Origin of the sequence: Pseudomonas sp. SWRI154, from assembly GCF_014268645.1 — a bacterium.
In the GTDB taxonomy this organism is placed as follows: Bacteria; Pseudomonadota; Gammaproteobacteria; order Pseudomonadales; family Pseudomonadaceae; genus Aquipseudomonas; species Aquipseudomonas marvdashtae.
The window spans coordinates 93,266-109,395 of the sequence record NZ_JABWQW010000019.1; the positions used below are offsets into that span (position 1 = coordinate 93,266).

Genomic DNA, 16,130 nt, shown 5'->3' on the forward strand with positions numbered 1-16,130 from the left:
TCGTTTCGATATTTAGTCCTGAGGCTAGATACCGATAATTTATATGGGGCGCGGGATGGCATTTAACTTGCCTTGCTCCCCATGAACGTCAACCCCATGACGGCCCTGTTTACCTTCCGACCCGCGAGGAGCCAACCGCTACCGGCCATGACCGTTATCGAATCCGCCATAACGTGCGCCCTGTACCCGCCACGACTCGAGTTGGGTCCACAGCTGACCCGCGAGCAATTGCTCGCCTCCATGCGGTCGACCATGAGTCTTCATCAAGGCGGCCCGGTCTGGTTGTTCGCCTACGGCTCGCTGATCTGGCGGCCGGAGTGCACGGCAGTGGAGCGGTTGCGCGGTCGGGTCCACGGTTATCATCGTGGATTGTACCTATGGTCCCATGAGCATCGCGGTACGCCCGAGCTGCCGGGCTTGGTGTTCGGGCTGGATCGCGGCGGCTCTTGCAGCGGTTTCGCTTACCGATTGCCACAAGAGAACCTTGAGGATTCGTTGTTTGCCCTGTGGCAACGCGAAATGCCGGTCCCTTCCTACCGCCCGCACTGGCTCACGTGCCGTCTTGAGGATGGCAGCCGGGTTCAAGCCTTGGGTTTCGTGTTGGAGCGACACTTGCCCAGCTATGCCGGCAACCTGCCGGATCATGTGCTGAGCCAAGTGTTCGAAAGTGCCTGCGGGCGTTATGGCACGACTCGCGATTATGTCGAGCAGACCATCCACGCCCTGCGCAGCCACGCCATGCCAGACCGGAATCTGGAGGCGCGGCTCAGGCGCTGCAAATCAACGCTGGATCAGACGACCGCTTCGCGGCTCTGACTGGCGATTTGCTTGTGCCACAGGGTGGGCGCGAGGAATGCCATTGCCAATAGGCAGGCACCGATCAACAGTACGAAGCCGCCGTCCCAGCCGAAGTGGTCCACGGTGTAGCCCATGGCGGCGCTGGCCGCGACCGAGCCGCCCAGGTAACCGAACAACCCAGTGAAGCCCGCGGCGGTACCGGCGGCTTTCTTCGGTGCCAGCTCAAGCGCTTGCAAGCCGATCAGCATGACCGGGCCGTAGATCAGGAATCCGATGGAAACCAGGGCGATCATATCGACAGTCGGGTTGCCGGCCGGGTTCAGCCAGTACACCAGTGTCGCCACGGTCACCAGCGCCATGAACACCATGCCGGTCAGGCCACGATTGCCACGGAAGATCTTGTCGGACATCCACCCACACAACAGCGTGCCCGGAATACCTGCCCATTCGTAGAAGAAGTAAGCCCAGGAGCTCTTGTCCACCGTGAAGCCCTTGGCTTCCTTGAGGTAGGTCGGCGCCCAGTCCAGCACGCCGTAGCGCAACAAGTAGACGAAGACGTTGGCCATGGCGATGTACCACAGCATTTTGTTGCGCAGCACGTACTTGACGAAAATTTCCTTGGCGCTGAATTCGTTCTCGTGGCTGGCGTCGTAGCCTTCCGGGTAGTCGTTCTTGTATTTCTCGATTGGCGGCAGGCCCACCGATTGCGGGGTGTCGCGCATGGTCGCGAAGGCAAATACCGCGACGAACAGCGCCACCGTGGCCGGCACATAGAATGCCGCGTGCCAGTCATTGAACCAGGCCATTCCCAGCAGGAACAGCGGACCGATCAGGCCGCCGCCGACGTTATGCGCCACGTTCCACACCGACACCACGCCGCCACGTTCCTTCTGCGACCACCAGTGAACCATGGTCCGTCCGCTCGGCGGCCAACCCATGCCTTGGGCCCAGCCGTTGATGAACAGGAGGATGAACATGATGGTTACGCTGGACGTTGCCCACGGTGCGAAACCGAAAACGAACATCACACCGGCTGACACCAACAAGCCAAATGGCAGGAAGTAGCGTGGATTGGAGCGATCGGACACCAGGCCCATCAAGAATTTCGACAATCCGTAGGCGATGGCAATGGCCGACATGGCCAAGCCCAATTGGCCACGGGTGTAACCCTCGTCGATGAGGTATGGCATGGCCAGGGAGAAGTTTTTGCGCAGCAGGTAATAACCCGCATAGCCAATGAAAATCCCGGCGAAAATCTGCCAGCGAAGGCGTCGGTAGGTGCTGTCTATTTTTTCTTCAGGCAGGACTGCCTGGTGTGCGGCTGGTCGGAAGAAGGCAAACATTCAAGTGCTCCAGTTCTTGTTATAACGGCGGATGCGAATGTTACAGTTTCGTTACCGAAAATAGCACCGCTCGTTGTCGCATAAATAGCGGAAATTTCGATTGATCATGTTCTTAAGCGAACATGTCGCGTGCGTATAAGCTGACGGCGCTGTGGGAATCGTCGTCGTAGGCTCTTTCCTGCGGCGTTTTATAGATTTCATGACAGCAAGCAGGGAAGCGTCCTTCAACTGGATGGGAAGTGTCGCCATTCACGCAACAGGACATGGCCCTTACCCTTTACGTTTGCCCGTTCAGGCATTCGGATAGGGGTTGGGTATGAGGTGGTGTGCTGTGATGTTATTGCTGTGTCAGTGCGGAGCGAGTTGGTCGGCGGATGTCTGGCTGGTGCCGGAGCATAATCCCAAGCCAGAATACCCAACGTCCCTGACCCGTGCGGGGGTCATGGGCAAGGTCAGGGCCGGGTTCACTGTGCACGCCGATGGTCGTGTCGATCAGGTCGCGATCCTGGAAAGTGACCATCCGGGTTTCGCCGAGGCCGCTCGTGAGGCAGTCAGCCAATGGCGTTTCAAACCTTGGACGGTCGATGACGGGCATCCCGCGCAAGTACATACCGTGGCACCCTTCGAGTTTCGCCTGGATGACGTGCCGCTTGATGCCAATAAGTGGATCAAGCAGTGGCGATGCTCGGATATCAACGCCCATGCCGCAGATCGGCTGCAGGTGCAGGACCTGCTTCCGTTCAGCGTCACACGCAGTTATCTGTCCAACGTTTTTTTTGTCAAGCAACTGCCGGAAGCCGAGCGCCTGGCGCTGATCGCGCGGTTCAACCGGCTGCTGCCCTCAATCGTGCAGCGCTGCGGATCGTTTCCCGCAACGCGGTATATGAAGATGCTGCCGCAGGAGATTCGCGTGTTGCTTTAGCAGCTGTCCGTCGGTTTAAGCGACTGATAACGGACAGCTTTGGTGACTCAACGCACCTGCACAACCACCTTCCCCACAGCCTTGCGCTGTCCAAGGTCATTGATCGCCTGGGCGGCGTTGCTCAGTGGGTACACTTGCGATACCAGCGGCTTCAGTTTTCCTTCGGCGAACCAGCGGAACAGTTGCTGGAAGTTGGCAGCGTTGTCTTGGGGCTGGCGCTGGGCGAATGAGCCCCAGAACACGCCGACTACGGCGGCGCCCTTGAGCAGGGCCAGGTTAACCGGCAGCTCGGGAATGCGTCCGCTGGCGAAGCCGACGACCAGCAACCGGCCGTTCCAGGCGATGGCGCGGATGGCCTGGTCGAAGAGGTCTCCGCCCACCGGATCGTAGATTACATCGGCGCCCTGGCCGTCGGTCAGGCGCTTGATTTCATCCTTGAGGTTGTTTTCGCTGTAGTTGATCAGTTCGTCGGCACCGGCGGCCTTGGCGACGGCGAGTTTCTCCGCGCTGCTGGCGGCGGCAATGACCCTGGCGCCCATGGCCTTGCCGATTTCCACTGCCGCCAGGCCGACACCGCCGGAGGCGCCGAGCACCAGCAGGGTTTCACCGGGTTGTAAGTTAGCCCGCTGCTTGAGAGCGTGCATCGAGGTGCCGTAGGTCATGCTGAAGGCGGCCGCGGTGTTGAAGTCCATCGTCGAAGGAATCGGCAACACGTTATAGCCCGGTACCGCCACCTGCTCGGCGAAGCTGCCCCAACCGGTGAGCGCCATGACCCGGTCGCCGACTTTCAGGTGGCTGACTTTTTCTCCCACTTCACGGACAACGCCCGCCGCTTCGCCGCCCGGGGAAAATGGGAAGGGTGGCTTGAACTGGTATTTGCCCTCGATGATCAAGGTGTCAGGAAAATTCACCCCGGCGGCGTGCACGTCCAGCAGCACTTCATTCTTCTTTATGACTGGACTGGCGACGTCTTCCAGCACCAGCGATTCGGCGGGACCGAACTCTTTGCACAGCACGGCTTTCATCAGGGCTATTCCTTTGGGAGTGATGGCCGATAAGTGTAGGTGTGAGAGTCAAGGGGTCAACGAGCATGCCCCGCCCTGATAGCTGTCCATAAGCTTGTGCTTGGACGGCGGGTCGGTATGCTGGGCCGCAAATCGGATGAGGAGTCGAATGTGAAAGCGTGGATCATGTTGTTGCTGGCCCTGTCGTTGCCTGTGGCTGCGATGGCCGAAGAAGCCAAAGAGGGCGAGGCGCCGCCGAAGGTCAGCTACATCACCCTGAGTCCACCGTTCGTGGGCAATTATGGGCTGGACGGTACGACGAAGCTGAAGGTCTACAAGGCCGACGTTGCCTTGCGCGTGACCGGCGATGCCGCCGCCGCAGCGGTGAAGGCAAACGAGCCGTTGATTCGCAATCAATTGGTGGCGCTGTTTGCCCAGCAGACCAGCGAGACCATGAATAACCTCGAAGCCAAGGAAAAGCTCCGTCAGGAAGCGTTGAAGCAGACCCAGCAGGTCATGAACGACGAGACCGGCAAGCCGATGGTCGAGGATCTGTTGTTCAACAACCTGATCATCCAGTAAGCCCGATCAAGCTGGTCAGCCGCATATCGTTCAAGATTTCAATGCAATGACCGCCGCCCACTGTTCGGCCGTTACCGGCATCACCGACAACCGTGAGCCTTTGAGCACCAGCGGCATCTCGGCCAGGGCGGCCTGCTGTTTCAGAAAGTCGAGCTTCAGCACGCGTGAGAACGTCTCGACATGGGCTACGTCGATCGCAGTCCAGGGATTTTTCTCCAGGCTGGCCTTGGCGTCGAAGTAATGGCTGTCAGGTTCCAGGGCCGTTGGGTCGGGATAGGCGGCCTTGATGATTTTGCCGATCCCGGCGATACCGGGCTCGGGGCAGCTGGAGTGGTAGAAAAAAAATGAGTCGCCGACTGTCATGGCTCGCAGAAAATTGCGCGCCTGGTAGTTGCGAACCCCGTCCCAGCGCGCTTGGCCGAGCTTTTCCAGGCCCTGGATGGACAATTCGTCGGGCTCGGATTTCATCAGCCAATAGGCCATGATTTCTACTCCTGGGGATGTTGACTTAAAAAAGTTCAGCGATTTTATGACAAACCGACAGTCGGTTGACGCCAGAGTTTGCGTGTGGGTTCAGGTTGCCGCAAAATGCCGGCCTTCCAAGCTTGACGCTGCTGCACGGCCAATAAGAAAACCGCTGCTGTCATCGTGTGTGATCTGCCTTGAGGGGGGCAATCGATGAAACGCAAACCGGATTTGTTGTGGATACTGGTCATTCTGTTCGGCCTCGGGGTCGTAACCACGGGTTACGCCCAGAGTTTATGGAGCAACAAGACCGATGCTCCGGTGGAAATCATCCAACCAGCGCCTTCGCTCAAGCGCTGAGCCTCTTTCCAGGACGCCGCTATTCTCGCGGCGCCTCTCGTGCAAAGTACCAACGCCTGTCGCTGACCGTTCCCTGTAGCGGTACATCCCAGCTTGCCTGTGCCAACCGTTCGACTTTCTGACACTCGTGGGCCAAGCCCAGCAACGTCGGCTTGCGCCATTGTCTGCGTCGCGACAGGTACGCCAGGCTGCGGTCATAAAAGCCGCCACCCATGCCCAGCCGACCTCCCGCATCGTCAAATCCGACCAGCGGCAACAATACCAAGTCCAGTGTCCAGACTTTGCGTTGCCGGGCGATATTCTTGCGCGGTTCAGGGATACGAAAGCGATTGGGCTGCATCTTCTCGCCAGAATGGATTCGCTGGAAGACCATCTTGGTTTGCGGCCATGGGCTGAGTACCGGCAGGTAGACCGCTTTGCCCCGGCGTTGGGCGGCGCGCAATAGCAGGCGCGGATCGATCTCGCCGTCGTTGGGCAGGTACAGGGCGATGTGTCTGGCGCGGCGAAACAGCGGATGCTGGGCCAGTTGCCGATAAAGCCCGTGAGCGGCTTGCCGCTGTTGGGCAGGTGTCAGGGCGCGACGGGCCTGGCGCAGCAGGCGTCGAAGTTGCGGGCGAGACAGCAACGCAGGTTCAGTCATATCGATGCTTCACGAGTCGGCGACATCGGACAGCGTAACCGCAAACGATGCGACCAGAAATGCCAAACGCCAGAAACGACAATGCCAGTCATGAATGACTGGCATTGTTTCGAGAATCAGGCTCCCCGGATGAACCGCTGTCGGCTTAGCCCTTGAACCCGAAAGTTCAAGGTGGAAGTTGCAGGAGGCGTTAAGGCTTTCCGTCAAGCGGACATGCACACCGGCCCCAACGTGCAACCCCCGTGGTTGTGCGTATCGGCTCAGGGACATCACCAACTGGCAAGCACCCCAGGGAGTGACGCCAGTATACCCCAGGCAGTGGCGCGAATCAGCCCTTGCTGACGTCCGGATCGGTGGCGAGTACCAGGTCCACCCGATCGAGCAGGTCGCGAACCTGTTCACGGGTCGAGCCACTGACCTGTACGTCCGGCGTATCCTGGCGATGCAGCAGGTCGTGGGTGATGTTCAAGGCAGCCATCACGGCGATGCGATCAGCGCCAATGACTTTGCCGCTGCTGCGGATCTCGCGCATCTTGCCGTCCAGGTAACGGGCGGCGCTCACCAGGTTGCTGCGCTCTTCCTGGGGACAGATGATCGAATACTCTTTATCGAGGATCTGCACGGTAACGCTATTGCTTGAACTCATGAGTCTTGCTCCAGGGCCTTGAGGCGCGAAATCATCGATTCGACCTTACGCCGGGCGATTTCGTTTTTTTCAATGAGGTGCGCGCGTTCCTCGCGCCAGGTTTTTTCCTGAGCTAATAGGAGTCCGTTTTGGCTCTTAAGTTGCTCGACCCGGTCAATTAGCAACTCGAGTCTGGCCATCAGCGCTTGCAGGTCGGTGTCTTCCATTGTGTCCACTGAAGATTGTGTCTGATGGGGAATAAGGGTCGCACAGCCTTTAATGGTCTTGGCGAGTCTGTCGATGTAGGATACAAGGCCTCCATTCTAGACATAGCGCCGTCTGGCGCCTAGCTGCCCATGCCCATTCAGAATTCCCCGTATCAAGCGTTCGCCACCCTGCTGAGCACCAGCGGTCATCCTGTCTCGCCTGCAGAATTGCATGGCTTGTTGCTCGGCCGCAGTTGCGCCGGCGCCGGTTTCGAAGCCGAAGGCTGGTTGGCCGATGCCGCCGAGCTGCTCGAAGGCGAGCCGGCGGACAACGTGCGCAACGCGCTTATCGGCCTGCAAGAGATGGTCAAGGGTGAGTTGACCAGCGACGACATGACCGTCGTCCTGCTGCTGCCGACCGACGATGCGCCATTGGCCGAGCGCGCCGTTGCGCTGGGCCAATGGTGCCAGGGTTTCCTTGCGGGCTTCGGCCTGACCCGCCGCGAATACGCGTTGAGCGAGGAGGCAAAAGAAGTGTTGCAGGACCTGGCGGCGATCTCTCAGGTGCAGGATGCCCTCGAAGAATCCGAAGACGGCGAAAGCGACTACATGGAAGTGATGGAGTACCTGCGGGTCGCGCCATTGCTGCTGTTTACCGAGACCAAGAAAACCGATGCAGCGGCCGCCAAGCCGTCCTTGCATTAATTTTTAGAGGGAACACCGTCTGCCCATGATTCATATCCCGAAATCGGAATACAGCCGTCGCCGCAAGGCCTTGATGGCGCAGATGGAACCCAACAGCATCGCAATCCTGCCCGCCGCCGCCGTTGCGATCCGCAACCGAGACGTCGAGCACGTCTACCGCCAGGACAGCGATTTTCAATACCTCAGCGGCTTCCCCGAGCCGCAAGCGGTCATCGTGCTCATGCCGGGTCGGGCCCATGGCGAATACGTCCTCTTCTGTCGCGAGCGCAACGCCGAACGTGAATTATGGGATGGCCTGCGCGCCGGCCAGGAAGGCGCGATCCGTGACTACGGCGCCGACGACGCATTCCCCATCACCGACATCGATGACATCCTGCCGGGCCTGATCGAAGGTCGCGACCGGGTGTACTCGGCCATGGGCAGTAATCCGGAGTTCGACCGGCACCTGATGGAATGGATCAACGTGATTCGCTCCAAGGCCCACCTTGGCGCCCAGCCGCCGAACGAATTTGTTGCCCTGGATCATTTGCTGCACGACATGCGCCTGTATAAAACCGCGGCGGAAATAAAAGTCATGCGCGAAGCGGCGCGGATTTCCGCCCAGGCGCACATCCGCGCTATGCAAGCGGCACGTCCGGGTCTTTACGAATACAGCCTGGAAGCGGAACTAGACTATGAGTTTCGCAAGGGCGGCGCAAAGATGCCGGCCTACGGTTCCATCGTCGCGGCTGGGCGCAACAGCTGCGTGCTGCACTACCAGCAGAACGATGCGCTGCTCAAGGACGGTGACCTGGTGCTGATCGATGCCGGTTGTGAAATTGACTGCTACGCCAGCGACATCACCCGGACCTGGCCGGTCAGCGGCAAGTTCTCGCCCGAGCAGAAGGCGATCTACGAAATAGTGCTGGCCGCCCAGGAAGCCGCATTCGCCGAAATCGCGCCGGAGAAACACTGGAACCAGGCCCACGAAGCAACAGTCAGGGTCATTACCGAAGGTCTGGTGCACCTCGGGCTGTTGGAGGGCGAGGTGGATGAATTGATCGCCAGCGAAGCGTACCGGGCGTTCTACATGCACCGCGCCGGTCATTGGCTGGGTATGGACGTGCACGACGTGGGCGAATACCGGGTCGGCGGCGAGTGGCGGGTGCTGGAGGTCGGAATGACCCTGACGGTGGAACCGGGCATCTACATTGGCCCGAACGACCGCCGCGTCGCGAAAAAATGGCGCGGCATTGGCGTGCGCATCGAGGACGACGTTGTGGTAACCAAGACCGGTTGTGAAATCCTGACCCGTGGCGTGCCGAAAACGGTCGCCGAAATCGAGGCCCTGATGGCCGATGCGCGGACCCAGGCGGCATGAGCCGGGTCAATGTGGCAATCATTGGTGGCGGCCTGGTTGGCGCAAGCCTGGCGCTGGCCTTGCAGGCTGGGGCCAAGGCCCGGGGCTGGACGATCATGCTGATCGAGCCCTTTGCGCCTGGTGATGCCTGGCAGCCAAGCTACGATGCGCGTTCATCGGCGCTCTCATTCGGCGCGCGGCAAATTTATCAACGCTTGGGCCTGTGGCAAGAAATTTCCCGCCGCGCAGAGCCGATCAAGCAGATTCACGTTTCTGACCGTGGGCGGTTCTCCACGGCGCGGTTGTCCGCCATGGAGGAGGGCGTGCCGGCCCTGGGCTACGTGGTGGAAAATGCTTGGCTCGGCCAATGCCTGTGGCAAGGCCTGGATAAAGACGTTGTCAGTTGGCGTTGCCCGGCGCAAGTCACCCGAATGGAGCCGCAAGTCGCCGGGTATCGACTGACCCTCGACGACGAAACCACCGTGGAATGCGAGCTTGCGGTATTGGCCGATGGCGGTCGCTCCGGATTGCGAGAGCAGTTGGGCGTCGGTGTGCGAAATCGACCCTACGACCAGAGCGCCTTGATTGCCAACGTCACGCCTGGTGAGGCCCACAACGGCGTGGCGTTCGAGCGCTTTACCGATGACGGACCGATGGCCTTGTTGCCGTTGCCGGAAAATCGTTGTGCATTGGTCTGGACGCGCCAAGGCATGGACGCACAACGGCTGGCCTCCCTCGACGAGCGCAGCTTCCTCACGGAATTGCAGCATGTGTTCGGCTATCGGCTGGGCACGTTGAAACAAGTGGGTGCGCGACATCTGTATCCGTTGGCGCTGGTGGAAGCCGAGGAGCAAGTCCGGCCGCACCTGGCGATCCTCGGCAATGCGGCCCACAGCCTGCACCCGATTGCCGGGCAGGGATTCAACCTGTCCTTGCGTGATGCGCAGGCCTTGGCCGATGCATTGCTCGAGAGTGATGGCACGCCCGGCGATTTTGCAGTATTGCAAGCCTACCGCGAGCGTCAGCGGCTGGACCAGGCCCTCACCGTGGGCTTCTCCGACCAAGTGACGCGCCTGTTCAGCAGCGACCTGCCCCTGGTCTCCCTCGGGCGCAACCTCGGTCTGCTGGGGCTTGACCTGCTGCCACCGGCCAAGCGCTGGTTCGCCCGCCAGGCCATGGGGTTGGGGACGCGTCCTGATGCGTGATACGGCTCATTCTTTTCACGGGCGACGGATGTCGCCAGCAACACAGGCTTAAAGCATGGAATTGCGTGCAGATCTGCTGATTGTCGGTGCCGGTATGGTCGGCAGCGCCCTGGCGTTGGCGTTGCAGGGCAGTGGCTTGCAAGTGCTGTTGCTCGACGGCAGTCCGATGAGCGTCAAGCCCTTTGATCCCCATGGGGCATTCGAACCCCGGGTAAGCGCCTTGTCGGCCGCCAGCCAGCGGATCCTCCAGCGTCTTGGCGTCTGGGACGGCATCACCGCCCGGCGTGCGAGCCCTTACTCCGACATGCATGTGTGGGACGGCAGCGGCACTGGGCAGATTCACTTTTCAGCCGCCAGCCTGCATGCCGAAGTCCTGGGGCATATCGTTGAAAACCGTGTCGTGCAGGACGCCTTGCTGGACCGATTGCACGATTGCGACTTGGGCCTGCTGGCCAATGCGCGGCTGGAGCAGATGCGTCGCTCCGGTGATGATTGGCTGCTGACCCTGGCCGATGGTCGCACCTTGCGCGCGCCCTTGGTGATTGCTGCCGACGGGGCGAATTCCGCGGTGCGTCGACTGACGGGGAGCGCCACGCGGGAGTGGGATTACTTGCACCACGCTATCGTCACCAGCGTACGCAGCGCCCGGCCTCACCGTCACACCGCGTGGCAACGCTTTACCGACGACGGTCCGCTGGCATTCCTGCCGCTGGAACGCGACGGTCAACACGACTGGTGCTCGATCGTCTGGTCGACGACACCGGGTCAAGCGCAGCGCTTGATGGCGCTTGATGACGGCAGTTTCCGTGCCGAACTGGAGCGGGCTTTCGAGGGCCAGCTAGGCACTGTGTTGGATGCCGATCCGCGCCTGTGCGTACCGCTGCGGCAACGTCATGCAAAGCGTTACGTGGCCGAAGGGCTGGCGCTGATTGGCGATGCGGCCCACACCATCCATCCGCTGGCCGGGCAGGGCGTGAACCTGGGATTCCTCGATGCCGCGGTGTTGGCCGAGGTGCTGTTGCAGGCGTCCGGGCGTGGCGAGCGCCTGGCGGACGTCAAGGTACTGAGTCGCTACGAGCGGCGGCGCATGCCGCATAACCTCGCATTGATGGCGGCAATGGAAGGCTTCGAGCGATTGTTCCAGGCCGACCCATTGCCAGTGCGCTGGCTGCGTAATACCGGTCTGAAGCTGGTAAACCGCATGCCCGAGGCCAAAGCCTTGTTCGTGCGCGAAGCGCTGGGGTTGACTGGAGACTTGCCGGATCTGGCCAAGGTTTAAGTCCGGATAGCCATCTTGCAACATTTAGAAATGTGTCCGTCCACTGTTCGATTGTGGTGCTAAATGTGAGTCCTTATCATTTGCGCTCTGTTCACAATCGAGAGACCGCTACCATGTTGGCAACCAGACGCCTGCTGTCCGCCCTCGCACTGACCCTGATCGGCACTTCTGTCGCTCAGGCCGCCGATGAGGTGGTGGTCTACTCCTCGCGCATCGATGAACTGATCAAACCGGTTTTTGATGCCTACACCAAGAAGACCGGTGTATCGGTGAAGTTCATCACCGACAAGGAAGCGCCATTGATGCAGCGGATCAAGGCTGAAGGCGCCAACGCCACTGCCGACCTGCTGCTGACCGTCGACGCTGGCAACCTCTGGCAGGCTGAGCAGATGGGCATCCTCCAGCCGTTCACCTCCCCGGTGATCGATGCCAACATCCCGCCTCAGTACCGCGCCTCTTCCCACGCCTGGACGGGCCTGAGCCTGCGGGCGCGGACCATTGCCTACTCGACCGACCGGGTCAAGCCGGGCGAATTGACCACTTACGAGGCGCTTGCCGGTAAAGAGTGGGAAGGCCGCTTGTGCCTGCGCACCTCGAAAAAGGTTTACAACCAGTCGCTCACCGCCACCCTGATCGAAACCCACGGCGCGGAAAAAACCGAGGAAATCATCAAGGGCTGGGTCAAGAACCTGTCCACTGACGTGTTCTCCGATGACACTGCATTGCTCGAAGCGATCAACGCCGGCCAATGCGACGTCGGCATCATCAATACCTATTACTACGGTCGCCTGCACCAGCAGAAGCCAGACCTGAAAGTGAAGCTGTTCTGGCCTAACCAGGCCGACCGAGGCGTGCACATCAACCTCTCGGGCATCGGCCTGACCAAGCATGCCCCGCATCCAGAAGCCGCGAAGAAACTGGTGGAATGGATGACCACGCCAGAAGCGCAGAATATCTTCGCCGATGTGAACCAGGAATTCCCCGCTAACCCGAAAGTAGAGCCGTCCAAGGAAGTCGCGGCGTGGGGCAAGTTCAAGGCCGATTCCCTGCCGGTGGAAGTGGCGGGCAAACGCCAGGCCGAAGCCATTCGCCTGATGGATCGCGCTGGCTGGAACTGATACAAGTCCGCTCAGTTCGTTGATGATATGTGGCGAGGGAGCCCGTTCCCTCGCCACATAAGCCATTTATCAGCGACGACCTTCAACCGAGAACTCTCCTTGACCCACCCCGTCCAACGCCGTTGGTATCCCCTGGTCTTCGCCGTTGCCGGACTGGTCCTGTTGCCCCTGAGTGTCTTGCTGCTTTCCTGGCAGAGCGTCGACCAGCAGATATGGTCCCACCTGTGGGATACGCAAATGCCGCGTCTGTTGGGCAACACGTTGACGCTGATCGTAGGCGTCGGCATCGGCGTGACAATATTGGGTGTCAGCCTCGCCTGGCTCACCAGCCTGTGCGAATTCCCCGGCCGCCGTTGGCTGGACTGGGCGCTGATGCTGCCGTTCGCCATTCCCGCCTATGTGCTGGCGTTTGTCTTCGTCGGCCTGTTGGATTTTGCCGGCCCGGTACAAACGTTGATGCGTGAGTGGTTCGGCAGCGGCTTGCGCCTGCCCCGGGTACGTTCGACCGGCGGTGTGATCCTGGTGTTGGTGCTGGTTTTCTACCCGTACGTCTACTTGCTCGCGCGCAGTGCTTTCCTGGCCCAAGGCAAGGGCTTGATGGAAGCCGCCCGGGTGCTCGGTCAATCGCCATGGCAGGCGTTCTGGCGAGTGGCGCTGCCGATGGCCAGGCCGGCAATCGGTGCCGGCGTGGCCCTGGCCCTGATGGAGACCCTGGCAGATTTCGGGGCGGTGTCGGTGTTCAATTTCGACACCTTTACCACGGCCATCTATAAAACCTGGTACGGCTTTTTCAGCCTCTCCAGCGCTGCCCAACTGGCCAGCCTCCTGCTGCTGGCGGTTATGGTGGTGCTTTACGGCGAACGTCGCGCCCGGGGCGCGCAACGGGCCGGCAACGAGCGACCCCGGGCCAAGGCGCTGTATCATTTGCGAGGGCTCAAGGCGGCGGCGGCCAGCGGCTGGTGTTTTTTGGTATTTGCCTGCGCGTTTGTCATTCCGGTGCTGCAGTTGGTGGTGTGGTTCTGGCAGCGCGGTCGTTTCGACCTGGACGAGCGTTATGCCGGCTTGATCATTCACACCCTCTACCTGGGCGCCCTCGCGGCCCTGGTCACCGTTTGTGTCGCCTTATTGCTGGCTTTCGCTCGACGTCTGGCGCCAAGCCGGCCCATCCGCGCCGGTGTCGGCCTGGCGAACCTGGGCTATGCCTTGCCCGGATCGGTGCTGGCGGTGTCGATCATGCTTGCGTTCAGCTATCTGGACCGTGAGCTGGTCATTCCCCTGTCGGTCCTACTCGGCGGCGCAGGCAAACCTTTGTTGCTGGGCAGCCTGTCGGCGCTGTTGCTGGCGTATCTGGTGCGTTTCCTGGCCGTGGCCTACGGTCCTTTAGAAAGCAGCTTGGCGCGTATTCGCCCGTCATTGCCCGAAGCAGCACGTAGCCTCGGGGTCAGTGGGCCGCGACTGTTTTTCAACGTGTATCTGCCGTTATTGCTGCCCGGCACGTTGAGCGCGGCACTGCTGGTGTTCGTCGATGTACTCAAGGAAATGCCCGCGACACTGCTGATGCGCCCGTTCGGCTGGGACACGCTGGCGGTACGGATCTTTGAAATGACCAGCGAAGGGGAATGGGCGCGGGCTGCATTGCCGGCGCTGACCTTGGTGCTGGTGGGGCTGTTGCCGGTCATCGGATTGATACGGCGTTCGGCCCATCGACGCGTTCTCAACTAATTGAGAGCACGCCTAGGTGTCAGTCCAACAGCATGCGGATACAATGCGCGGCATTCGGTGCGGTCCGTCTGTCGGATCGGGTAGCCAAGAACGTCAGAAAAATCTTTTTCAGACGTTTGGGCTGAGGTTGTACCCGTCCGCACCTTCGCCAAGCCCGGAAGGAGAAACCCATGGGACAGCGTACGCCTCTGTATGACCTTCATCTCGCTCTTGGCGCGAAGATGGTCGATTTTGGCGGTTGGGATATGCCCTTGCACTACGGCTCGCAGGTTGAGGAGCACCATCAGGTGCGTCGTGACTGCGGCGTGTTCGATGTATCCCACATGACCGTGATCGACGTTGCCGGTCCCCAGGCCAAGGCCTGGTTGCAGCGCTTGCTGGCCAATGATGTCGATCGCTTGCAGGACACTGGCCGCGCGTTGTACAGCACTATGCTCAACGAGCGCGGCGGCATCGTCGACGACATGATCATCTACCGGGTCGAGGACGGTTACCGGCTGGTGTTCAATGCTTCCACCCGCGACCAGGACCTGGCCTGGATGCAGGCGCAACTTGGCGAGTTCGCCGTGCAACTGCACGAGCGCCCCGAATTGGCGATGCTGGCCATTCAGGGGCCGCAAGCCCGGCACAAGATTGCCGAACTGGTTACCCAATCACGAGGCCAGTTGATCCAGCAGCTCAAACCCTTCGAAGGCCGCGCCGACGGTGAGTGGTTCATCGCCCGTACTGGCTACACCGGTGAAGACGGTTTGGAAATCGTCTTGCCGGCCCATGAGGCCCCGAGTTTTTTCAACGATCTGGTGGGCGCCGGCATTCCGCCCATCGGTCTCGGCGCCCGGGATACCTTGCGCCTGGAAGCTGGCATGAACCTCTACGGCCAGGACATTCACCAGGATGTTTCACCCTTGGCATCGAACATGGCCTGGAGCATCGCGTGGGAACCTGCAAGCCGCCAGTTCATCGGCCGCAGCGCCCTGGAAGCCGAACTCGCTGCCGGCGTGCAGCACAAACTGGTCGGGTTGGTGCTTGAGGAACGCGGCGTTCTACGCGCCCATCAAGTGGTCCGCATCGCCGATATTGGCGAAGGGGAGATCACCAGTGGTAGTTTTTCTCCTACGCTTAGCAAGTCGATTGCCCTGGCACGTGTTCCGATGGCTACCGCCGACCGTGCCGAGGTGGAAATTCGTGGCAAGTGGTACCCGGTACGAGTGGTCAAGCCGACCTTCGTCCGCCATGGCAAAACCTTGATCTAACCTTTTGCGGCGGGCCGCTGGCCGCTGACACTTTCTCTTGAGGACACAGAATATGAGTGATATCCCTGCCGAACTGCGTTTTGCCGTAAGCCACGAGTGGGCGCGCCTGGAAGCCGACGGTACTGTCACCGTGGGCATCAGCGATCATGCGCAGGAAGCCTTGGGCGATGTGGTGTTTGTCGAGTTGACTGAAGTCGGTAAGACGTTTGCCGCGGGTGACCAGGCAGGCGTGGTGGAGTCGGTAAAGGCCGCTTCCGACATCTACTCGCCGATTTCGGGCGAAGTGATCGCGATCAACGAAGACTTGGGTGCTTCGCCGGAACTGCTGAACTCCGATCCCTACGGCGCCTGGATCTTCAAGCTCAAGCCAAGCGACGAGGCTGACCTGGACAATTTGCTCGATGCAGCAGGCTACAAGGCTGCTATCGGCGAATAACCCACACAGGTTACTCAGCTCAGCCTTGGAATATCTTCAGATCGAGTAGGAGGCGGATTTACATCCGCCGTCCTCTCACACCACCGTACGTACGGTTCCGTATACGGCGGTTCAGGTTATACGGATAA

18 protein-coding genes and 1 other RNA gene are annotated in these 16,130 nt (G+C 60.4%); 12 read left to right on the forward strand and 7 right to left on the reverse strand.

Annotation, left to right across the window (positions count from 1 at the left end; translation table 11 throughout):
• Nucleotides 1-147 precede the first annotated feature (147 nt).
• Nucleotides 148-816, forward strand: a complete 669-nt coding sequence (locus tag HU806_RS17610; protein ID WP_186612790.1) for a gamma-glutamylcyclotransferase — start codon at nucleotides 148-150, stop codon at nucleotides 814-816.
• On the opposite strand, the gene glpT is transcribed toward HU806_RS17610, so the two are convergent.
• The gene (glpT, locus tag HU806_RS17615) at nucleotides 792-2,141 is read right to left on the reverse strand and encodes a glycerol-3-phosphate transporter (RefSeq protein ID WP_186612792.1); all 1,350 of its coding nucleotides are present in this window, start codon (nucleotides 2,139-2,141) and stop codon (nucleotides 792-794) included. The genes HU806_RS17610 and glpT overlap by 25 nt on opposite strands.
• 334 nt (nucleotides 2,142-2,475) lie before the next feature.
• Between glpT and HU806_RS17620 the strand changes: the two genes are divergently transcribed.
• Nucleotides 2,476-3,063 (forward strand): energy transducer TonB, encoded by a 588-nt coding sequence (locus tag HU806_RS17620; RefSeq protein WP_238350199.1) that lies wholly within the window; start codon nucleotides 2,476-2,478, stop codon nucleotides 3,061-3,063.
• A gap of 47 nt (nucleotides 3,064-3,110) precedes the next feature.
• On the opposite strand, the gene HU806_RS17625 is transcribed toward HU806_RS17620, so the two are convergent.
• Nucleotides 3,111-4,088, reverse strand: a complete 978-nt coding sequence (locus tag HU806_RS17625) for an NADPH:quinone oxidoreductase family protein (RefSeq protein WP_186612796.1) — start codon at nucleotides 4,086-4,088, stop codon at nucleotides 3,111-3,113.
• 150 nt (nucleotides 4,089-4,238) lie between these two features.
• On the opposite strand from HU806_RS17625, the gene HU806_RS17630 reads away from it, so the two are divergent.
• Nucleotides 4,239-4,649, forward strand: coding sequence for a flagellar basal body-associated FliL family protein (locus tag HU806_RS17630; RefSeq protein ID WP_186612798.1), 411 nt, complete (start codon nucleotides 4,239-4,241; stop codon nucleotides 4,647-4,649).
• Nucleotides 4,650-4,679: 30 nt separating this feature from the next.
• Here HU806_RS17630 and HU806_RS17635 read toward each other — a convergent pair whose 3' ends face one another.
• Nucleotides 4,680-5,132 carry an EVE domain-containing protein gene (locus HU806_RS17635; protein WP_186612800.1) on the reverse strand — a complete coding sequence of 151 codons (453 nt, stop codon included), beginning with the start codon at nucleotides 5,130-5,132 and terminating at the stop codon, nucleotides 4,680-4,682.
• 195 nt (nucleotides 5,133-5,327) lie between these two features.
• Between HU806_RS17635 and HU806_RS17640 the strand changes: the two genes are divergently transcribed.
• Entirely contained in the window at nucleotides 5,328-5,474 is a 147-nt protein-coding gene (locus tag HU806_RS17640) for a hypothetical protein (RefSeq protein ID WP_186612802.1), read from the forward strand.
• Nucleotides 5,475-5,493: 19 nt separating this feature from the next.
• Here the strand turns inward: HU806_RS17640 and HU806_RS17645 are convergent, their stop codons facing one another.
• The 4 genes from HU806_RS17645 to HU806_RS17660 all read right to left on the reverse strand — a co-directional run bounded on the left by HU806_RS17645 (nucleotide 5,494) and on the right by HU806_RS17660 (nucleotide 6,966).
• Nucleotides 5,494-6,114, reverse strand: a complete 621-nt coding sequence (locus HU806_RS17645; protein WP_186612804.1) for a 5-formyltetrahydrofolate cyclo-ligase — start codon at nucleotides 6,112-6,114, stop codon at nucleotides 5,494-5,496.
• A gap of 118 nt (nucleotides 6,115-6,232) precedes the next feature.
• A non-coding RNA gene (gene ssrS, locus HU806_RS17650) (6S RNA) lies at nucleotides 6,233-6,412 on the reverse strand.
• A 30-nt stretch (nucleotides 6,413-6,442) separates the two neighbouring features.
• The gene (locus tag HU806_RS17655) at nucleotides 6,443-6,760 is read right to left on the reverse strand and encodes a cell division protein ZapA (protein ID WP_039590276.1); all 318 of its coding nucleotides are present in this window, start codon (nucleotides 6,758-6,760) and stop codon (nucleotides 6,443-6,445) included.
• Nucleotides 6,757-6,966, reverse strand: coding sequence for a TIGR02449 family protein (locus HU806_RS17660; RefSeq protein ID WP_003177365.1), 210 nt, complete (start codon nucleotides 6,964-6,966; stop codon nucleotides 6,757-6,759). Before HU806_RS17660 ends, HU806_RS17655 begins: the two co-directional genes overlap by 4 nt.
• A gap of 129 nt (nucleotides 6,967-7,095) precedes the next feature.
• Here HU806_RS17660 and HU806_RS17665 point away from each other — a divergent pair, with 129 nt between their 5' ends.
• The 8 genes from HU806_RS17665 (at nucleotide 7,096) to gcvH (ending at nucleotide 16,002) form a co-directional block, all read left to right on the forward strand.
• Nucleotides 7,096-7,650: a YecA/YgfB family protein gene (locus HU806_RS17665; RefSeq protein WP_186612806.1), complete on the forward strand. Its 555-nt coding sequence runs from the start codon at nucleotides 7,096-7,098 to the stop codon at nucleotides 7,648-7,650.
• A gap of 25 nt (nucleotides 7,651-7,675) precedes the next feature.
• Nucleotides 7,676-9,010, forward strand: a complete 1,335-nt coding sequence (gene pepP / locus HU806_RS17670; RefSeq protein ID WP_186612808.1) for a Xaa-Pro aminopeptidase — start codon at nucleotides 7,676-7,678, stop codon at nucleotides 9,008-9,010.
• A complete protein-coding gene (gene ubiH / locus HU806_RS17675; RefSeq protein WP_186612810.1) occupies nucleotides 9,007-10,194 on the forward strand; it encodes a 2-octaprenyl-6-methoxyphenyl hydroxylase in 1,188 nt (395 codons plus the stop codon). Before pepP ends, ubiH begins: the two co-directional genes overlap by 4 nt.
• A gap of 61 nt (nucleotides 10,195-10,255) precedes the next feature.
• Nucleotides 10,256-11,473: a 2-octaprenyl-3-methyl-6-methoxy-1,4-benzoquinol hydroxylase gene (locus HU806_RS17680; RefSeq protein ID WP_186612832.1), complete on the forward strand. Its 1,218-nt coding sequence runs from the start codon at nucleotides 10,256-10,258 to the stop codon at nucleotides 11,471-11,473.
• Between the two features lie 113 nt (nucleotides 11,474-11,586).
• Nucleotides 11,587-12,591, forward strand: coding sequence for an extracellular solute-binding protein (locus tag HU806_RS17685; RefSeq protein ID WP_186612812.1), 1,005 nt, complete (start codon nucleotides 11,587-11,589; stop codon nucleotides 12,589-12,591).
• Nucleotides 12,592-12,690: 99 nt separating this feature from the next.
• The gene (locus tag HU806_RS17690; protein ID WP_186612814.1) at nucleotides 12,691-14,313 is read left to right on the forward strand and encodes an ABC transporter permease; all 1,623 of its coding nucleotides are present in this window, start codon (nucleotides 12,691-12,693) and stop codon (nucleotides 14,311-14,313) included.
• A gap of 170 nt (nucleotides 14,314-14,483) precedes the next feature.
• Nucleotides 14,484-15,566 carry a glycine cleavage system aminomethyltransferase GcvT gene (gene gcvT, locus HU806_RS17695; RefSeq protein ID WP_186612816.1) on the forward strand — a complete coding sequence of 361 codons (1,083 nt, stop codon included), beginning with the start codon at nucleotides 14,484-14,486 and terminating at the stop codon, nucleotides 15,564-15,566.
• A gap of 52 nt (nucleotides 15,567-15,618) precedes the next feature.
• A complete protein-coding gene (gene gcvH / locus HU806_RS17700) occupies nucleotides 15,619-16,002 on the forward strand; it encodes a glycine cleavage system protein GcvH (protein ID WP_186612818.1) in 384 nt (127 codons plus the stop codon).
• Nucleotides 16,003-16,130 lie beyond the last annotated feature (128 nt).